The 16,149-nt window shown below is 69.9% G+C and carries 18 protein-coding genes; 9 read left to right on the top strand and 9 right to left on the bottom strand.

Annotation, left to right across the window (positions count from 1 at the left end; genetic code table 11):
- Window positions 1–246: 246 nt before the first annotated feature.
- Both VM306_RS11515 and VM306_RS11510 read right to left on the bottom strand, forming a co-directional pair.
- Window positions 247–1,149 carry an SDR family NAD(P)-dependent oxidoreductase gene (locus tag VM306_RS11515; RefSeq protein WP_325513967.1) on the bottom strand — a complete coding sequence of 301 codons (903 nt, stop codon included), beginning with the start codon at window positions 1,147–1,149 and terminating at the stop codon, window positions 247–249.
- Window positions 1,146–1,757: an NAD(P)-dependent oxidoreductase gene (locus tag VM306_RS11510; protein ID WP_325513965.1), complete on the bottom strand. Its 612-nt coding sequence runs from the start codon at window positions 1,755–1,757 to the stop codon at window positions 1,146–1,148. Before VM306_RS11510 ends, VM306_RS11515 begins: the two co-directional genes overlap by 4 nt.
- Before the next feature lie 85 nt (window positions 1,758–1,842).
- Here VM306_RS11510 and VM306_RS11505 point away from each other — a divergent pair, with 85 nt between their 5' ends.
- Window positions 1,843–2,412 (top strand): TetR/AcrR family transcriptional regulator, encoded by a 570-nt coding sequence (locus tag VM306_RS11505; protein ID WP_325513963.1) that lies wholly within the window; start codon window positions 1,843–1,845, stop codon window positions 2,410–2,412.
- A gap of 741 nt (window positions 2,413–3,153) precedes the next feature.
- On the opposite strand, the gene VM306_RS11500 is transcribed toward VM306_RS11505, so the two are convergent.
- Window positions 3,154–3,453: a hypothetical protein gene (locus VM306_RS11500; RefSeq protein ID WP_325513961.1), complete on the bottom strand. Its 300-nt coding sequence runs from the start codon at window positions 3,451–3,453 to the stop codon at window positions 3,154–3,156.
- Between the two features lie 126 nt (window positions 3,454–3,579).
- A complete protein-coding gene (locus tag VM306_RS11495; protein WP_325513959.1) occupies window positions 3,580–3,945 on the bottom strand; it encodes a hypothetical protein in 366 nt (121 codons plus the stop codon).
- 168 nt (window positions 3,946–4,113) lie between these two features.
- Here VM306_RS11495 and VM306_RS11490 point away from each other — a divergent pair, with 168 nt between their 5' ends.
- Window positions 4,114–4,521: an ATP-binding protein gene (locus VM306_RS11490; RefSeq protein WP_325513957.1), complete on the top strand. Its 408-nt coding sequence runs from the start codon at window positions 4,114–4,116 to the stop codon at window positions 4,519–4,521.
- On the opposite strand, the gene VM306_RS11485 is transcribed toward VM306_RS11490, so the two are convergent.
- The gene (locus VM306_RS11485) at window positions 4,511–5,017 is read right to left on the bottom strand and encodes a hypothetical protein (protein ID WP_325513955.1); all 507 of its coding nucleotides are present in this window, start codon (window positions 5,015–5,017) and stop codon (window positions 4,511–4,513) included. The two genes, VM306_RS11490 and VM306_RS11485, sit on opposite strands and share 11 nt — an antisense overlap.
- 216 nt (window positions 5,018–5,233) lie before the next feature.
- Between VM306_RS11485 and VM306_RS11480 the strand changes: the two genes are divergently transcribed.
- Window positions 5,234–6,415 carry an acyltransferase gene (locus VM306_RS11480; protein WP_325513953.1) on the top strand — a complete coding sequence of 394 codons (1,182 nt, stop codon included), beginning with the start codon at window positions 5,234–5,236 and terminating at the stop codon, window positions 6,413–6,415.
- Here VM306_RS11480 and VM306_RS11475 read toward each other — a convergent pair.
- From VM306_RS11475 to VM306_RS11465, 3 genes are read right to left on the bottom strand one after another with little or no spacing between them, the layout of a single operon-like run.
- Window positions 6,399–6,878 (bottom strand): hypothetical protein, encoded by a 480-nt coding sequence (locus tag VM306_RS11475; RefSeq protein ID WP_325513951.1) that lies wholly within the window; start codon window positions 6,876–6,878, stop codon window positions 6,399–6,401. The two genes, VM306_RS11480 and VM306_RS11475, sit on opposite strands and share 17 nt — an antisense overlap.
- Entirely contained in the window at window positions 6,875–8,284 is a 1,410-nt protein-coding gene (locus VM306_RS11470; RefSeq protein WP_325513949.1) for a HAMP domain-containing sensor histidine kinase, read from the bottom strand. The genes VM306_RS11475 and VM306_RS11470 overlap by 4 nt, the downstream gene beginning before the upstream one ends.
- Complete coding sequence (locus tag VM306_RS11465; protein WP_325513946.1) at window positions 8,281–8,955, bottom strand: response regulator transcription factor; 675 nt, start codon at window positions 8,953–8,955, stop codon at window positions 8,281–8,283. Before VM306_RS11465 ends, VM306_RS11470 begins: the two co-directional genes overlap by 4 nt.
- 112 nt (window positions 8,956–9,067) lie before the next feature.
- Between VM306_RS11465 and VM306_RS11460 the strand changes: the two genes are divergently transcribed.
- Window positions 9,068–9,802 (top strand): SGNH/GDSL hydrolase family protein, encoded by a 735-nt coding sequence (locus VM306_RS11460; protein ID WP_325513944.1) that lies wholly within the window; start codon window positions 9,068–9,070, stop codon window positions 9,800–9,802.
- 308 nt (window positions 9,803–10,110) lie between these two features.
- Here the strand turns inward: VM306_RS11460 and VM306_RS11455 are convergent, their stop codons facing one another.
- On the bottom strand, window positions 10,111–10,761 hold the full coding sequence (locus VM306_RS11455; protein ID WP_325513942.1) for a TetR/AcrR family transcriptional regulator C-terminal domain-containing protein: 651 nt from the start codon (window positions 10,759–10,761) through the stop codon (window positions 10,111–10,113).
- A 66-nt stretch (window positions 10,762–10,827) separates the two neighbouring features.
- On the opposite strand from VM306_RS11455, the gene VM306_RS11450 reads away from it, so the two are divergent.
- From VM306_RS11450 to VM306_RS11430, 5 genes are all read left to right on the top strand, one after another.
- Window positions 10,828–11,952, top strand: a complete 1,125-nt coding sequence (locus VM306_RS11450; RefSeq protein WP_325513940.1) for a hypothetical protein — start codon at window positions 10,828–10,830, stop codon at window positions 11,950–11,952.
- 19 nt (window positions 11,953–11,971) lie between these two features.
- Window positions 11,972–13,147, top strand: a complete 1,176-nt coding sequence (locus VM306_RS11445; protein ID WP_325513938.1) for a DUF5624 domain-containing protein — start codon at window positions 11,972–11,974, stop codon at window positions 13,145–13,147.
- A gap of 184 nt (window positions 13,148–13,331) precedes the next feature.
- Window positions 13,332–13,661, top strand: coding sequence for a hypothetical protein (locus tag VM306_RS11440; protein WP_325513936.1), 330 nt, complete (start codon window positions 13,332–13,334; stop codon window positions 13,659–13,661).
- A 186-nt stretch (window positions 13,662–13,847) separates the two neighbouring features.
- Window positions 13,848–14,354 (top strand): hypothetical protein, encoded by a 507-nt coding sequence (locus VM306_RS11435; RefSeq protein WP_325513934.1) that lies wholly within the window; start codon window positions 13,848–13,850, stop codon window positions 14,352–14,354.
- A gap of 252 nt (window positions 14,355–14,606) precedes the next feature.
- Window positions 14,607–16,142, top strand: coding sequence for a hypothetical protein (locus tag VM306_RS11430; RefSeq protein WP_325513933.1), 1,536 nt, complete (start codon window positions 14,607–14,609; stop codon window positions 16,140–16,142).
- Window positions 16,143–16,149: the final 7 nt, after the last annotated feature.

Below are 16,149 nucleotides of genomic sequence, written 5' to 3'. Positions count from 1 at the left end.
GAGCCACGAGTCGACCTGGTCGATCTGGGCCTGGAACTGCTTGCGGAGCTCCTCGCCCGCGGCCGGGTCCAGCTGCACCTGACCCGAGGTGACGGTGTCCTTGAGCGGGACAGCGTCGTTGTCACCGACGATGTACATACGAACCGTCGCCTCCCACGTAGTCGTTGCGGCACAACACGGAGCGGCTGCCACCACCTACACGGACGTGGGCTCGGATCGGTTCAGAACGTGATGCGCGTCGCTCGGTCAGCCGCTGAAATGGGCGTGGCTCAACGCGAGGAGCTTCTCCTGGACGGCGTGGTCGTGGGACACCGGCGGCGTGGGCGACTCCTCGTCGCGGTTGAAGTACCGGCCGGTGACACCGGCGATGCCGGGATCGGTGGCAAGGCGGAGTGCGCTCCTCGCTCCTTCGGCGGGAGTGAGCAGGCTGCGGCGGATCAGCGCGCCCACGGGACGCAGCAGCGCGGGCACGAGGTCGTCGATGATGTCCGTGGCAACGATTCCCGGGTGCAGCGCGTTGACGGTCACCGCGTCGCCGGCGAGGTCGCGGGCGAGGGCGTAGCCGGCGGTGACGGTCATGAGCTTGGCGCGCGCGTAGGCCCCGAACGCCACGAAACCCTTGGCAGGGTTCAGTTCCGCGAGGTTCTCGACGCCGGTCAGGTCCAGAGTGGCCGGACGTGCGCGGCCGGCCAGCTTGATCTGCCGGGTGTCGTTCAGCGTGTCGCTGGCGACGTTCACCACGCGGGCCCTGCCGCGTCGCAGCGGCGTGTCCAGCAGGGTCGTGAGGCCGTAGGCGGCGAGGTAGTCGAGGGCGATGTGCATCTCGACGCCGTCGGCCGAGACGCGGTGCTCGGAGAAGTGCGCGCCGGCGTTGTTGATCAGGACGTGGATCTCGTCGTGGCGGTCCCGGATGGTCTTCGCGGCGGTCAGCACGTCCGCACGCCGCGAGAGGTCTCCGGGGATGACGTCGAGCCGGCCAACCGCCTGCGGACCGATCAGCGCACGGAGAGCGTCCGCACGAGCGGGGTCGCGGGCGATGGTGACCACATGGGCACCCGCGCGGACGAGGTCGGCGGCGATGACCTGGCCCATGCCGCCGGTCGCGCCGGTGACGACAGCGACCTTGTGCGTCAGGTCGGCGGCGCTCATCGGGTGATCCGCGGGTGGGCGTGGAGGTAGCGCGGGGTCTCGGCCTCGTCGAGCAGGAACGCGGCGAGGTCGGCGCGTCCGATGGAGCTCCACAACCGGATGCGCAGGTCGGTGCCGGTCCGGTACTTGCCGATCGCGTCGTGGTCCGACAGCTTCGGCGGCCGCACGATCGTCCAGTCCAGGCCGGAGCCGGTGATGAGCTGCTCCATCGTCTCCTTGTCGCGCATCCGCTCGGCCACGTTCGCCCACACCGCCATGGAGTACAGCGACTTGTCGTGCGTCTCCAGCACGCCGTGCGCGCTGACGGCGATCAGCCGGGCCACCCCGGTCGCCTTCATCGCGGTGACGGCGGAGCGGATGCCGTCGGTGCAGACCGTCGTCGGTCCCTCGTCCGCACCGCCCAGCGCGCTGATCACCACGTTCGCGCCGGACAGGACCTGGGTGAGAGTCGAGGCGTCCGTGACGTCGGGCCAGGTCGCTTCCTGGAGGCCCCCCACCCGCACGAACGAACCCTGCCGACGGACCAGCGCGATCACACGGTGCCCGCGCCGCAGTGCGGACGACACCACGTGACGCCCGGTGGCACCCGTGGCCCCGAGAACGGCCACGGTCTTCTCTGATACATCTTGTCTCATAGTGCGCAGCATGCCCGGCCGCCGTGCTACGAGTCAAGTTGTCTCATAGAATCGGTTCGTGACCAGTGAGACGGACCCCCGGTTCCTGCGCAGCCGGGAAGCGATCCTGAACGCCGCCCGCGAGCTGCTGCTCGAGAGCGGCCCGACCGCGGTGACCCACGCGCAGGTCGCCGAACGGGCGAAAGTGGGGCGCGCGACGGTCTACCGCCACTGGCCGCAGGCCGAACCGATGCTCGTCGAGGCCATGGCCACCGTCCCGATGCCGTTCCTCGACAAGCCCACCGTCCCCACCCGCGAGTGGCTGCGCCGAGAACTCACCGCGATAGCGCGGCAACTCGAACTCGACGACGTGCGCGCCGTGTCCACCACTCTCGCGAACACCGCGCTGTGGGACCAGGCCATGGACGCCCGTCGCGCGCAGTTCGCCGGCATCCTCTCCGAGCGACTGGAAGCCGCTCTCGACGACGCCCAGGCGCGGGGAGAGATCGCTCTCACGCTCACCAGCCGGGACGCCGCCGCCATGACCATCGGGCCGATCTACTACCGCAGCACCATCGAACACGCCCCGATCGACTCCGCGCTCATCGACGCCACCATCGACGCCTTGGGCACCTGGCTCACCGCCTAGCGTGGCCGGTCAGGCGTTCGGCGCTTCGGAGTCCCGGGTTGCCCACAGTGGACTGGAACCTGTTCTCCGCCAGGAAAGCCTTCGGGTATTCGGCGGCGAGGCTGCCGAGCAGGGCCTCGAATTCCTCTGTGGACAGTCCGAAAAGGTTCGGCGTCCCGGATTCGGAGTAAGGGCTTCGCCAGGAACGACGGGAGCACCGGTTCGATGAGCACTTCGCCAGGCGCCACGATGAAGTCCGCGGTCACAGCCGTTCTCGACATCGCCTACGTCGAGTCAGGTGCACCAGACGGCACACCGGTCGTCCTGCTGTACGGCTTTCCGTACGACGTCCGCAGCTATGACCGTGTCGCGCAGGTGCTCGCTCGCACCGGTGCGCGAGAAGGCGAAGTGGTACCAGCACTACTTCCAGAGCGAGTCCGGCAGGGCGGCGCTGGAACGGGACCGCGAGGAGCTCCGCGGCCTGCTCTGGCGGGACTGGTCCCTTACCTGGGCGGAGGCCGCGAGCGAGCTCCGGAAATCGGCGCCCGTGCTCGCGCCGACCGACGACGGTTTCGGCATCAACGACCCGTTCGCCGACCAGGACCACTTCACCGGCCCGTTCGAAGGCCGGTACGTGCCTGGCGCCGGCCACAACCCGCCGCTGGAGGACCCGGCCGCCTTCGCGGATGCCGTTCTCCGGTGCCGCACACGCCGGAGCCCTGACGAGCGGTGCTCGTCAGGGCTCCGGTCAGCGACTCGACGTCAGTCTTCGTCGATGTGCGTGACGTGCGTCTCGACGTCCGGGTTCGCGCACAGGCCGCTGTCGTTGTTGGACAGGATCGGCACCGCGATGACGTTCACGTCGACGTGGCACACGTTGATGTCGCTGAGGATCTCGGAGTCGCTCAGGTTGACGAGACCGACCTGGTGGGTGTGGTCGTACTCGGCGACGTAATTGTGCACGTCGCTCATCTCGTAACCCTGCGACGCGAACGCGGGCGTGCCGACCATCAGGAAAGCCGCACCGACGGCAGCCGCGGCGGCAATCTTCTTGATTTCCACAGTCATCCTCCTAAAAGGAAATTCGATCGAGCTTCTTGGTGGAACGAAAGACCGAAACAGGGCGGCCTGTCCCAGCTCCGCCCAGTTCCGTCACGACGGCGCGATCACGGAAAGCGCCGCCTCACGTCACTTGTCGTCGGGGTTCGCGCAGAGGCCACTGTCGTTGTCCGACAGCACCGGAACCGCGATGACGTTGACGTCGATGAAGCAGGCGTTGACGTCGCTGAGCACCTCGGAGTCCTCGAGGTGGACCAGACCGGACTGACCGGTGATGTCCAGCTCAGGGGCGTCGGCCAGCGCCGTGGAGCCGATACCGATGAAGGTGCCCGCGATAGCGAGGGCCGCCCCTGCCTTCTTCAGCACAAAAATCTCCTCGATGAACGATGACGAATCGCAGCACACCGGAATCCAGATGCGGTAGCGATCTCGGCAGCACCATAACCAGATCGCTTCACCGGCCACAATTTCCACGTCACGCGAAGGCGTGAACAATGGCCGATTTTCACACCTTCGAGTGGCGGGCAGGTTTCATCCGTCTTCGCAACTGAATTCGCCGGCGCGCCGGGAGCGGAGCGGCACCGGCGAACTCCAGGCCCGGGAGGCGGTTCGCCACCCCGGCCAGCGGGCACCCAGGATCGACAGGATGCGAAGGAGGACCAGGTGACCAGCGGCAAGACCTCTTCCGATGCAGTCCACGTCTGGGAACTGGAGCCGGACGTCTCCGACATCGGCAGAGTCCGCCGGTGGACCGAGGCGACGCTCGCGAACCTCCACAAGGACGAGCTCGTCGACGTGTTGCTGGTCGTGACCGAGCTCGTGACCAACGTCTACGACCACGCGCGGTTTCCCGCCCGCGTCCAGCTGCGGCACTCGACCGAGCCGTGCGTGGTGACGGTCGCGGTCGAGGACGCCTCACCGTCCACGCCGGTACTGCGGCCGTTCTCGCCGGACTCGGTGCGGAGCCGCGGACTGGTGCTCGTGGACCGGCTGACCAAGCGGTGGGGCATCGCCAAGCGCGCGGTCGGGAAGTCCGTGTGGGCACTGATCCCCTGCCCCCTCACCCGGTGAGTTCCCACCGGCAGCGCGACCCGTCGCCCGGGTAGCCGGAGAACCCGTGCTCGCGGGCGATGTCGACGAGGCTCGCGATGAACCCGCCGTCGCCCTCTCCGTGGACGGTCGGCGACAGCCGCACGACCGACGACCGCAACCCGCGCCCGGCGAGGGCGAGAGCGGCGTCGCTCGGAGGCCGCCGGGCCTCGCCCACTCCGCCGGGGGTGGCCCCGTCGCGTTCGGTGATGGTCGCCCCGGCCCGCCCGTGCCCGAGCACGCCCGCTGCCACGGCGATCGCGCCGCCTGGCCGCAGTCCCGAGCCCATGGCCTCGATCGCGGCGGCGTCCGACGCGACGGCGTCGGCGAAGCGCCCGGCGAAGGCGATGTCGTGCCGGAAGGCGAGGTGGACGACGGCGTCCGCCGACACGGCCGCCTCGCGCAGCACGTCGAGGTCCTCGACCGACCCGCGGACGACGGCGGAGCCGACCCACCCCGACGCACCGGTGACGAACACGCGCTTGGATGAACCTCCAGTGTTACCGGCGATCGGACACCTCGACGCTAATGACCATTTCGTCCACCAGCCAAATACCGATTCGGCATGCCGAACATTCCCGGGAGGAATACGCCGGGCCAGCAAGTGACATCAGAAAAGGGCGTCGCACGCTTGCGACGTAAACGCGACATCGCCCGGACAGGTTCCGCACACGGGCTCGCCACAGTCGTCGGCATGACCGAAGTCCACTCGACCGCCACCGCCCCGAAGCGATATCTGTCCAGTTTGGACGGTCTGCGGGGTGCCGCGGTCCTCGGGGTGCTGCTCTTCCACACGGGCCGGCTGGTGCCGGGCGGGTTCCTGGGGGTGGACCTGTTCTTCGCCCTGTCCGGGTACCTCATCACCGACCTGCTGCTGCGGGAGGCCGACAGGACCGGCACCGTGTCGTTGACCGCGTTCTGGGGCAGGCGGATCCGCAGGTTGGTGCCCGCTCTCACGATGATGCTGGTGGTCGTCACGGTCGTCGTGTGGGCGGTGGCACCGGACGACGTGGTGCGCACGACGCTCGCCGACGGTCCGTGGGTTCAGCTCGACCTGGTCAACTGGCACCTGCTCGCGGAGTCGGCGAGCTACTGGGACCGGTTCGCCTCGGACCGGGTCTTCGAGCACCTGTGGAGCATCGCGGTCGAGGAGCAGTTCTACGCGGTGTGGCCGGTGCTCGTGCTGGTCCTCGCGAGGTGGGGGCACCGGCAGGTCGCGCTGACGGCGGCGTTGGTCTGCGCCGGGTCGCTCGTGCTGATGATCGCGTTGCTCGACCCCGCCGATCCCACCAGGGTCTACACCGGCACCGACACCAGGGCGTTCTCGCTGTTGCTGGGCGCCGTGGTCGCCACCCGGCCGGTGCGGGACGTGCTGGCACGCGCTGTGGACCGGTGGGCCGGCGTCCTGATGTCCTTGCTGCTGGCCGGAATCGGCACGACCTGGCTGCTCGTGGACGGCGTGAGCTCGACGTGGCTGTTCACCGGCGGCCTCTTCGCGCACTCGCTGTGCTCCGCGCTGCTGATCGGGCTGTGCGCGCTGGCTCCGCACACCCGTGCGGCCAGAATCCTTTCGTGGCAACCGTTGCGGTGGTTCGGCCAGATCTCCTACAGCCTGTACCTGTGGCACTGGCCCGTTTTCGTCCTGTTCTCCCCGGACGCGGGCTGGGGCCGCACCGCGCTGGCGTGCGCGGTGTCGGTCGGCATCGCCGCGCTGTCGAAGTACCTCGTGGAGGACCCGGTCCGGTTCCGCGCCACGTGGGCCCGCGGACGCAGCGGGGTTCTCGCCTTCGGCGCGGTCATGATCTGTCTCGCGCTGGTGTGGTCGCTGCTCCCCGCACCCGCGCCCGCCACGATCGACCTCACGACCCTGGGCTGATCAGCGGGCAGGTCCGCACCACGTCCGACTCCGGGGACGGCTGGACGAAGCGGACCTGCGCCTTCATGGTCCTCGCACCACCGCTCTGCACGTGGACGCCCAGCGCCGTGCACACGATCTGGTCGATGCCCAACGGCGTGACGTCCCGGTCCGTGAGCGGAACCGCGAGCTGGATGACCTCCGGGGTCGTCGTCACCACGACCCGCGTCACGGCGCTGGGTGCGATCTCCGTGTGCAGCGCTGAGCCGCCCGCCCCGGTGAGCAGCAAGCCCAGCGCGTCGAAGATCGTGCCGAGCCGGCCGGTCCTGCGCAGCTGGGGTCGCAGGACGCCCTCTCCGTCGACGAAGTACAGCGTCGGCCCCGCAGCCACGCCGGTCGGCGCCTCGCTCCTGTCCGTCACCGCCGAGGGCTCGACTCCGCAGCCCGCGAGCAGCAGGAGCACCACCGGCCAGGTCCGACTCACCTGTCCTCCACCTCCCGGGGCAGTCGCAGGACGAACCGTGCGCCACGAGGACCGTTGCCCGCTTCGACGTCGCCCCCGTGCAGGCGCGCGTTCTCCAGCGCGATCGCGAGCCCGAGTCCGCTGCCCGGCGTCCGCGTGCGGGCCGCGTCGGCCTTGTAGAAGCGGTCGAAGACGTGCGGCAGCACGTGTTCCGGCAGACCCGGCCCGTTGTCGGTGACCTCGACCAGCACCTCGCCGCCGGAGGCCGAGACGACCACGCGGACCGGTGGCTCGCCGTGCCGCAGCGCGTTGCCGACGAGGTTGGCCACGATGACGTCGACCCTGCGCCGGTCCAGCCGCGCGAAGAGCTCTCCGGGAGCCGTCAGCCGCACGAGGCCCGACCAGTTCCTGGCGCGCAGGCAGTCCCGCACGGCGCCGGTCACGTCGAACTCCTCGACGCGCAACCGGGCGGTGCCCGCGTCGAACCGCGACACCTCCATCAGGTCCTCGACCAGGGTGACGAGCCGCCTGGTCTCGGCGATGGCCAGCCGCGCGGACTCCCTCGCGTCCGGCTCCATCCCGTCCGCCGACATCGACAACACCTCGACCACCGCCGTCAGCGTGCTCAACGGCGTCCGCAGCTCGTGGGAGACGTCGGCGGCGAACCTCCGCGCGTCCGCCTGCATGCGCCGCAGAGCCGCCATCGACGTCTGCAGCGACTGGGCCATCTCGTTGACGGTGGCGGTCAGGTCCGCCAGCTCGTCCGCGCCCCGCGGGGTCGACCGCGCGTCGAGGTCACCGACGGCGAGGCGGCGAGCGGTGTCGCGGAGATCGCGCACGGGCCGCAGCACGCTCCCGGCGGCGAGCAGGGCCAGCAGCACGGCGAGCGGCAGCGCCAGCGCGGCGGTGACGACCGCGGACCTGGCCATGCCGGCGATCTCCTGCTCGACACCGCCGAGGTCCCGCGCCGCGTACACCTCGATCCCGGACGGCGTCCGGGCACCGTCCGGCGCGGTGATCACGACCGGTGTGCCCATCAGCAGCCACGGTCCGCTCTCAGTGGTGATCCGCTGCGTCACCATCCGGTTCCCGGTGCGCACCGCGGCGCGCAGGGAGTCGGTGACCAACCCCGCGCCCACGCCGTCCGCGGATCGCAGATCTCCGTACGTCACCACGGTGTTCGCCCCGGCCGCGGCCCGCAGCTGTTCGAGCGCGGCCTGGTCCGGCGGGTAGGTCAGGCCGGGGGCGACCGCGGCGATCTGGCCCGTGACGGTCTCGGTGAACCTGTGCTCGGCGGACGTGACGAGCGCGGCGCTGGCGGACCCCGCGCTCGACCACGCGGCCACCGCCGCACCGAGCACCGTCACGAGCACGAACGCGACGAGCAACCGGGCCCGCAACCCGCGCGGTCGCAGCAGTCCGCTCATACCGGCCCGAACCGGTACCCGAAGCCGCGCACCGTCTGCACGAACTCCGGGGCGGCCGGGTCGGCCTCGATCTTCGCGCGCAGCCGCTGCACGCAGTTGTCGACGAGCCTGGAGTCACCGAGGTAGTCGTGCTCCCAGACCTCCCGCAGCAACTGCTGCCGGGTGAACACGCGGCCAGGAGCCCGGGACAACGTCAGCAGCAACCGCATCTCGGTCGGCGTCAACGCCACCGGTTCGCCGTCCAGGGCCACCGTCACCGCCGTGGTGTCGACGCGGAGGCCGCGGTGGACCCGCACGCCGTCGCCAACGCCTGCGGTCCGGCGCAGCACCGCGCGGATCCGAGCGTCGAGCACGGTGGGCTGCACCGGTTTGACCACGTAGTCGTCGGCACCCGCCGCCAGCCCGCCCACGACGTCGAAGTCGTCGCCGCGCGCGGTCAGCATGATGACCGGGACCTCGCCGCCGGCGCGGATCCGGCGGCACACCTCGAACCCGTCGATCCCCGGCAGCATCAGGTCGAGCACCACGAGGTCCGGAGTGGACGACCCCAGCTCCAGCAGCCCGTCCTCCCCGGTGCCGGCGGTGCGCATGTCGTGACCGTGCCTGCTCAGCGCCAGCTCGAGACCGCGCCGGACCAGTGGGTCGTCCTCGATGAGCAGAATCGCCGCCACGGAGTCGAGTATGGACACCCCCGCGGGGATTCGCCGGTGGCCGCTGGTCCTGCGACACAACCGCGACAAAGCGGCGCAGTGCCCGGGACACCGCACCGGAACCGTCGGACCCATGACCACATCACCACGTTTCGCACTCGGGCTGGCCGGACTGCTCCTGCTCTCCACGGCGTGCTCCGGTCAGCCGACGGCGACCGGCGCGCCCGGTCTGGCCAAGGTGCTGTTCATCGGCGACTCCATCGCCGTGGGCGAGGCACTGCCGATGGCCGCCGCCTTCAAGGCGAGCGGCGTCGAGTTCCAGTCGATCGCCGCGGAGGGCGGCGGCAACGTCGTCGGGCCGTTCGCCGACGAGCACTGGCAGGAGCTGCCCGGCCAGATCACCGAGGCCGAGGCCGGCCTGGTCCTCTACCAGATCACCACGTACGACTGGGGCAGCGCGCAGGAACAACGGGCCGGCTACGAGAAACTGGTGAAGACGGTGTCCGCGGCCGGCGCGAAGCTGGTGTTCGTCACCGCGCCGCCGATCAGGCCCGACGAGTTCTACCAGCCGCACATGGCCGAGCTGGCCGGCGCTCCCGACGCTGCCCGCGCGGTCGCGGACGCGTCCTCCGGCCAGGCGGACGTGCTCGACGCCACCGAGGTGTGGGGCACCACCTACCAGCAGACCAGGGATGGCAAGGCCGACCGCGGCACCGACGGCATCCACACCTGCCCGCAGGGCGCCGCCCGCTTCACCCGGTGGCTGCTCGCCGAACTGGCCGGGCAGCACCCCGGGTTCACGCCCGCGGACCCGCGGGACTGGGCCAACGCCGGCTGGTCGGCGGACCGCCACTTCACGGGCTGCTGACCGCGGTCAGGCGACGTGGGCGATGTCGACCTCCCTCTCCTTCGTCGCCCTGCTGTTGCGCCGCAGGAAGTCGATGGCGTCGCCGATCACCGGGAGCTGGACGCCGCGGGCGATGACCGGCCGCAGCGCGACCTGCCGTTCGCTCGGGTGGGTCGAGAATGCTCAGACCGATGCTCACAAACGCTCCAGGGCGTGCGTCATCGGCCGATGACGCACTGCCCGTTTTTCGGGTCGTTCAGTGCTCACCGGAATCACGTGAAGTCATTCGGTGAGTTCAGATGTGGTTCGTGCCGGGGTGGTTCGAACCGTCAGGCCGGATCGGCGGACCTGCGCCCGTACCGGGCGGCGAGACCGTCTAAAACGAGGGCGAGGTGGCGTTCGAACCGCTGGTCACCGTCGTCGCGGAGGTGTCCGGCGACCTTGACCAGCGGTGCGCGCTCACCCAGCCAGGCATCGCGTTCGGCCAGTGAGTACCGCGCGGGATCGGTCTCGTCCGACTGGAGCCGTTCCTGCTCCTCGATGACGAACCCGACGACGAACGCGAGCACCACGTCCAGGGCGTCGTCCGCCTCCGCGAGGGTCAGCCCCGCCTCCGTCCAGCTGCGGTACAGGGGCTCCTTCATGAGGATCACCTCGGGGTCGGAGACCCGCGCGCCGCTGAAGATGCGGGCGCCGTCCCGGTGGCGCAGGTACTCGGCGCGGAGCACGCGGGCGTAGGCGGCGAGGTCGTCGCGCCAGTTCGCACCGGCCTGCGGCAGCGCCTCCATGATCCGGCGCAGGACCGTCGTGCTCATCTCGTCGAGCAGTTCCTGCTTGTTGCGCACGTGCCAGTACAGAGCAGGAGCGCGGACGTCGAGCCGCTCGGCGAGCGCGCGGACGGTGACGCCCTCGATGCCCTTCTCGTCGAGCAGCTCCAGCGCGGCGGCCACGACCTTCTCACGGGTGATCCCCTTCGGCATGGTTGACAACTTATCAAAGTTAAGCAACTCTGGCGGTGCCAGATTAACTTAGCTAAGGAGCCCACCGTGACGGACCTCCGACCGGGCAACCCCCAGACGAAGATCCTGTCGGTCCACCAACGTCTTCCCACGTCAGGCGCTCGCAGCGCCCACGTCTTCCGCACCGGCGACGGGCTGCACCTCGTCGTGCCCCAGCTGGCCGAGGACGTGCCGGGACAGCCCGCGGACATGAACGGCGGCGACGCCGACGTGGACGCCCTGCTCTACCGCTGGGAAGGAGCGCGGTTCGTCGAGGTGGACCGTCTGCGGTGTCCGAGCGGGGAGGACGCGCTGAGCTTTCGCAGCGGCGGCAGGACGTACCTGGCCTTCGCCAACCTCCGCACCGGGAAGGGTCCTTACGAGACCGACGTCGAGTCGCTCATCTACCGCGAGGACGACGGGAAATGGGTCCTCGACGAGAAGCTGCCCACCTTCGGGGCGAAGCAGTGGCACCACTTCTCGATCGACGACCGCGAGTTCCTGGCGCTGGCGCAGGGCCTGACCATGCCGGGCCTCTCACCCCGGGGTCACGGGCGTTCGGTCGTCTTCGAGCGCATCGACGGGCGGTGGAAGGAGTTCCAGGTCCTCGGAGGGCGCTGGGGGTACAACTGGGACCACTTCCGCGTCGGCGGACATCATTTCCTGGCCTATGCGGACCAGGTCACCCCCAGCGTCGTCTACCGCTGGGACGGCGATTCCTTCGTCCCCTACCAGACCTTCGCGGAGAAGTTCGGCCGGAGTTTCCTGCACTTCTCGCAGGACGGCGAGGAGTGGCTGGCCTTCGCGTGCATCAACGGCGACTCGACGCTCTACCGCTGGAACGGTGAGCTTTTCGAGCCGCACCAGTCACTCGGTGGTCTCGGAGGCCGCGAGTTCGCACTCCACCGGCACGGCGACAAGCTGTTCCTCGTCCGCATCTGCTTCATCCAGGGGAAGCCCCCCGTGGCCAGGACCGATCTGATGTCGCAGCTGTACAGGTGGGACGGCGGCAGGTTCGAGGTGGTCGAGGAGTTCCCCACCTCCGGCGGCACCGACGCGAGCTTCTTCGAGGCCGACGGCACGACCTTCCTGGTCGTCGCCAACAGCCTCACCCCGGACGTGCGGTTCCGCCAGGACTCGATCGTCTACGAACTCGCACTCGACAACGCCTGAACCGACAAGGAGAAGATCAATGCGATACGAGCCCAACCCGCACTTCATGCGGCTGTTCGAGCTGTTCACCTCGGCCCCGGACAGCATCGGCCGGAACCTGCAACGGCGACTGGGCGAGGCCCACTCCGACTCCCCGCTCCTGCTGGCGACGGGCACCGACCTGGTGCTGTTCCCCGGCGGCGGACGCCCGCCCTCGTCAGTCGACTTCAGGAAGGGCACCAGGGGGTTCTTCGAGATCACCGCGATCTCGCACCTCGGCCTCGCGATCCCCTACCTGGCCCGGCTGCGCGAGCTCGGCGACATGAGCTGCAAGGCCGCCGGCAGGGAGCTCATCGCGCAATGCCGCGTCGTCCAGGACCTCAACAGCGTCTCGTACTGGCGTGACGAGGTCGCGGTCACCGCGTGGCGGGGGCACGAGGAGAAGATCACCGATCTCGTCGACTACACCTGCGCGACCACCGCGGACTTCCTGGAACGCGCGATCGAGAACCCGAGGCTCCTGGACTTCGAGCACCTGCGCGCGAACCTGCTCGAAGGCGGCGGGCCGGACGCGGTCCCCGTGCCGTTCAACGACGTGATGGCGGCGACCTTCGCCCTCTCGGCGCTGGACTCGGTGCACCGGAGCCTGGAGTGGCTCCACGAGCAGTCCATCGACTGGAAGAAGCTGATGGTGATCGTCGCCGGTGGCGCCGGACGGCCGAGCGCCGGCCTGACCTGGCAGAGCAACAACGTGTGCCCGCTGCTCTACGAAGCGTCGGGCCACGAGCTCGACCCGGCCCGGCTGATCATCGCCCCGACCGCCCCGGCCATCGAGCCCGAGAAGTTCGCCGACAGCGAGTTCTGCGCTCGGGCCGAGGCGCGCTACCGCGAGTTCTGGTACGGCTGCCTGTCGTCGGTCGAGATGAGCCGTCTGATGTGGCCGGACTACCCGGCGTTCGAGAAGCGGATCGAGCAGGCGCCCGTGGTCGACGACGACACCGAGGTGGTCAACGCCATGCCGATCGTCCGGTCGGTCGACGACAAACGGGCCATCGTGACCCGCCTCCGCTACGTCATGGAGGACCCCGCCGCACAGATCGCGACCGCCGGCATGCAGTTCGTGCTCGACCAGCTGAGCGCCAACGGCAACCGGCCGGAGCTCGTCGAGATCCCCGGCTTCACCCACACCAGCTACCCGGCCGCGGCGATGTCGTAGATCCTGTGTGCGGCAACGCGGAGCGTGACGGCCTCACCCACTCGGTGGTCACCGCGGGTGCTCACCACGACGTCCATTGTTGGATCTCAACGGTGCCGTACTCCTGGATCTGCACGTTCACCACGTCGAGCCAGGAGGGTCGAGCCAGGAGGGTCGAGCCAGGAGGTCAGTCAGGGGCCAGGGTGTGACCACGGTCGTCAAGATCCTCGCGCCGATCGCGTTGGAGGCGCTGGCGAAAGCAGCGGAAGCGTTGCTCGCCGGCGCCGCCTACGCCGACAAGAGATCGGCAACCGCAGCAGCGGCCGGCGACGACGGCAGCATCATCACCGCCGACACGTGGCAGTACTGCGAGACCAACTTCGCGTCCCAGTGGACGCCGTTCTCCAAGCGCTACAACTTCCCCGACGGGCTGATCGTCGACTGCTACATGGTCACCGCCGCGGCGCACGACGTGGACAACAACCCCGCGGGCGTGGCGAGCTACTGCTTCGTCGCCTACGACCACGCCAGGTAGGCGGGCGACGATGCCGCTCATCTACCGCGGAATCCTGCTCGACCAGAACACGCAGATGCCGGTGATCGGTGACCAGCTCGGCGTCCGCGACGCGGATGTCGTGACGTTCCTGTCCAACAACGTCCCCTGGGTCTCGCCGACCAACGCGGGGGCACCACAGGGGACCTCCGTGTCCCCGGGAAGCGGGTGCACCCTGCCGGCACACCGGCGGCCCGCAGGAACGGGACCAACACCAAACCGGCGCTGAGGGTGTGGCAGCTCGACACGACCACGCTCGTACCGAACGAGCTGCAGTACGTCGCGGACCCGGTCGACCTGGCACACGGTTCCCTCTCGCCCGCCGGACAGATGCCGTTGCAGGACCACCGCGGCTACGTGCGCTCCACCGCGAACCTGTGGACGATCGCACCAGCGCCCGCTCAAGCGTGCGTGAACGTGGGAGGAGCACCGGTGAACGTCGAGGAACGGGCCGCGTTGGTGGACGCCACGGCGTCCGGCGGCGACGTCGAGAAGCTGGTGGCGGAGCTCAAGTCCGCCAACACCGCCGGCACGGGCCGCGCCGCCCTGATCGCCGGGCTGACCGCGGGTGTCGACCGCGCCGAGGACGACGACGCGGCCGAGGTGCTGCGCACGGTCCTCGACCGCGTCACCGGTTTCTGCGGTCCGCACGCCCGGATCGACCTGACCGACTAGAGCCGGTCCCACAGGTCGCCCATCGCACGAGCCTTGTGCTGTGCGGTGGGCGACGAGGTCTTCTCCGTCACGGAGTTCCTCGGGCAGCCCGGCCGCGGTGTCCTCCGATCGGGTGATCATCGCGTCGCCGAGGAAGATCCGACTCTCCCCCGGCTACTCCTCGTGCGGTGAGACGGAACTCCCCGTTTCCCGTGCAGGAGCGAGTGGGCCGGACGCGGTTGAGGACGGCTCTGACCACACAGGACGGTGGATGTGAGGAAACGCTGGCATCTCGCCGTGCTGGTGGCGGCCCTGATGGTGACGAGCTGCACCGGTGAGCCGCTCGGGCTCACGCTCCAGGGGGAGACCGACGCGGTGTCGGCCGAAACAGCCGCTCCATCCGAGAAGACAGTCGTCCTGGCCGCCCAGCCCGGTGCGGAGTCGGCGATCGCCGTCAGCTCCGCCCTCTTCCGCAGCGCTCCCGTCGTGGTGGTGGCCGCGGAGGCGGACCGTGCGGCCTCGGCCGGTGCGGGCGCCCTCGCGGAGCGGTTGGGCGTACCGGCGCTCCAGATCCCCGCTCCGAACGCGTCGGCGGCACCGCCGCAGCAGGCCGTGCGCGACGAGGTGAAGAGGTTGTCGCCGCAGGTGGTGCTCACCGTCGGTGCCGACGCGCGTCGTGAGGTCGAGTCGTGGGCGGGCACGGCCAAGGTGGTCGGGGTCGACGCGCCCAAGGACGGTGCCACGGCGGATCTGCCCGACGGGCTGCCGGCCGTCGAGCGCGCCCAGCCCGTGGACGTGACGGTGCTGGCGGACACCAGCCGTGACGACGTCGCGGCGATCGCCACGGCACGGGCGGCGGGGGCGCGGGTCGTCACGGTGGGCGGCACCGATCCGAGGAGCGACAAGTCGGCGATCGACGCGCTGCGCGCGGAACCGTCCGCGGCGCTGCTGGCCCTGGGCAAGGACTTCGGTCCGCCCGACCGGCTGCGCAGGCGGATCGACACGGCACCCCGCGGCGAGCTGCCCGGCGGTGGACAGGTGCTCTTCCCCGGCAGGTTGCTGGTGTGCCTCTACGGCCATCCGGACGGGCCAGCGCTCGGCGCGCTCGGCGAACAGGACCTCGAGGGCACCGTCGCACGCGCCAAGAAGCTGGCCGCCGACTACGAGCCGCTCAGCGACGTCCCCGTGGTGCCGAGCCTGGAGATCATCGTCACCGTCGCCCAGGGCTCCCCCGGCCCGGACGGCGACTACTCGGCCGAGTCCGAGGTCGAGTCGGTGCGCCCGTGGGCGGAGAGGGCCGGGAAAGAGGGCTTCTACGTGATCCTGGACCTGCAGCCGGGCAGGGCTCGTCTGGTGGACCAGGCCAAGCGGTACGCGCCGCTGCTCGAGATGCCCCACGTCGGCCTGGCCGTCGACCCGGAGTGGAAGCTCGGACCGGACCAGGTGCCGCTGCAGCAGATCGGCGGCGCCGACGCGTCGGAGATCAACGAGGTCTCGGCGTGGCTCGCCGACCTGACCGCCGCGAAGTCCCTGCCGCAGAAGCTGCTCGTGGTGCACCAGTTCCAGCTGACGATGATCCGGAACGAGCAGGCGCTCGACACCACCCGTGACGAGGTGCAGCTGCTGATCCACATGGATGGGCAGGGCACGACCGGCCAGAAGGTGTCCACGTGGGACTCCGTCGTGGGGGCTCGGCCGAGCGACCTGCCGATGGGGTGGAAGAACTTCTACGACGAGGACAAGCCGATGCTCACCCCGGAGCAGACCATGACCTACCGGCCGAAGCCGTCGATGGTCTCCTACCAGTGACGCTGCC

The sequence above is a fragment of the Lentzea sp. genome, assembly GCF_035525475.1.
In the GTDB taxonomy this organism is placed as follows: Bacteria; Actinomycetota; Actinomycetes; order Mycobacteriales; family Pseudonocardiaceae; genus Lentzea.
This window is presented reverse-complemented; position numbering and strand designations above follow the sequence as displayed.

Bases quoted from the DNA above. Each gene is read 5' to 3' on its own strand.
- VM306_RS11470 (WP_325513949.1), bottom strand. From the start codon at position 8,284: ATGAGCGGACTGCTGCGACCGCGCGGGTTGCGGGCCCGGTTGCTCGTC.
- VM306_RS11480 (WP_325513953.1), top strand. From the start codon at position 5,234: ATGACCGAAGTCCACTCGACCGCCACCGCCCCGAAGCGATATCTGTCC.
- VM306_RS11445 (WP_325513938.1), top strand. From the start codon at position 11,972: ATGCGATACGAGCCCAACCCGCACTTCATGCGGCTGTTCGAGCTGTTC.
- VM306_RS11460 (WP_325513944.1), top strand. From the start codon at position 9,068: ATGACCACATCACCACGTTTCGCACTCGGGCTGGCCGGACTGCTCCTG.
- VM306_RS11455 (WP_325513942.1), bottom strand. From the start codon at position 10,761: ATGCCGAAGGGGATCACCCGTGAGAAGGTCGTGGCCGCCGCGCTGGAG.
- VM306_RS11515 (WP_325513967.1), bottom strand. From the start codon at position 1,149: ATGAGCGCCGCCGACCTGACGCACAAGGTCGCTGTCGTCACCGGCGCG.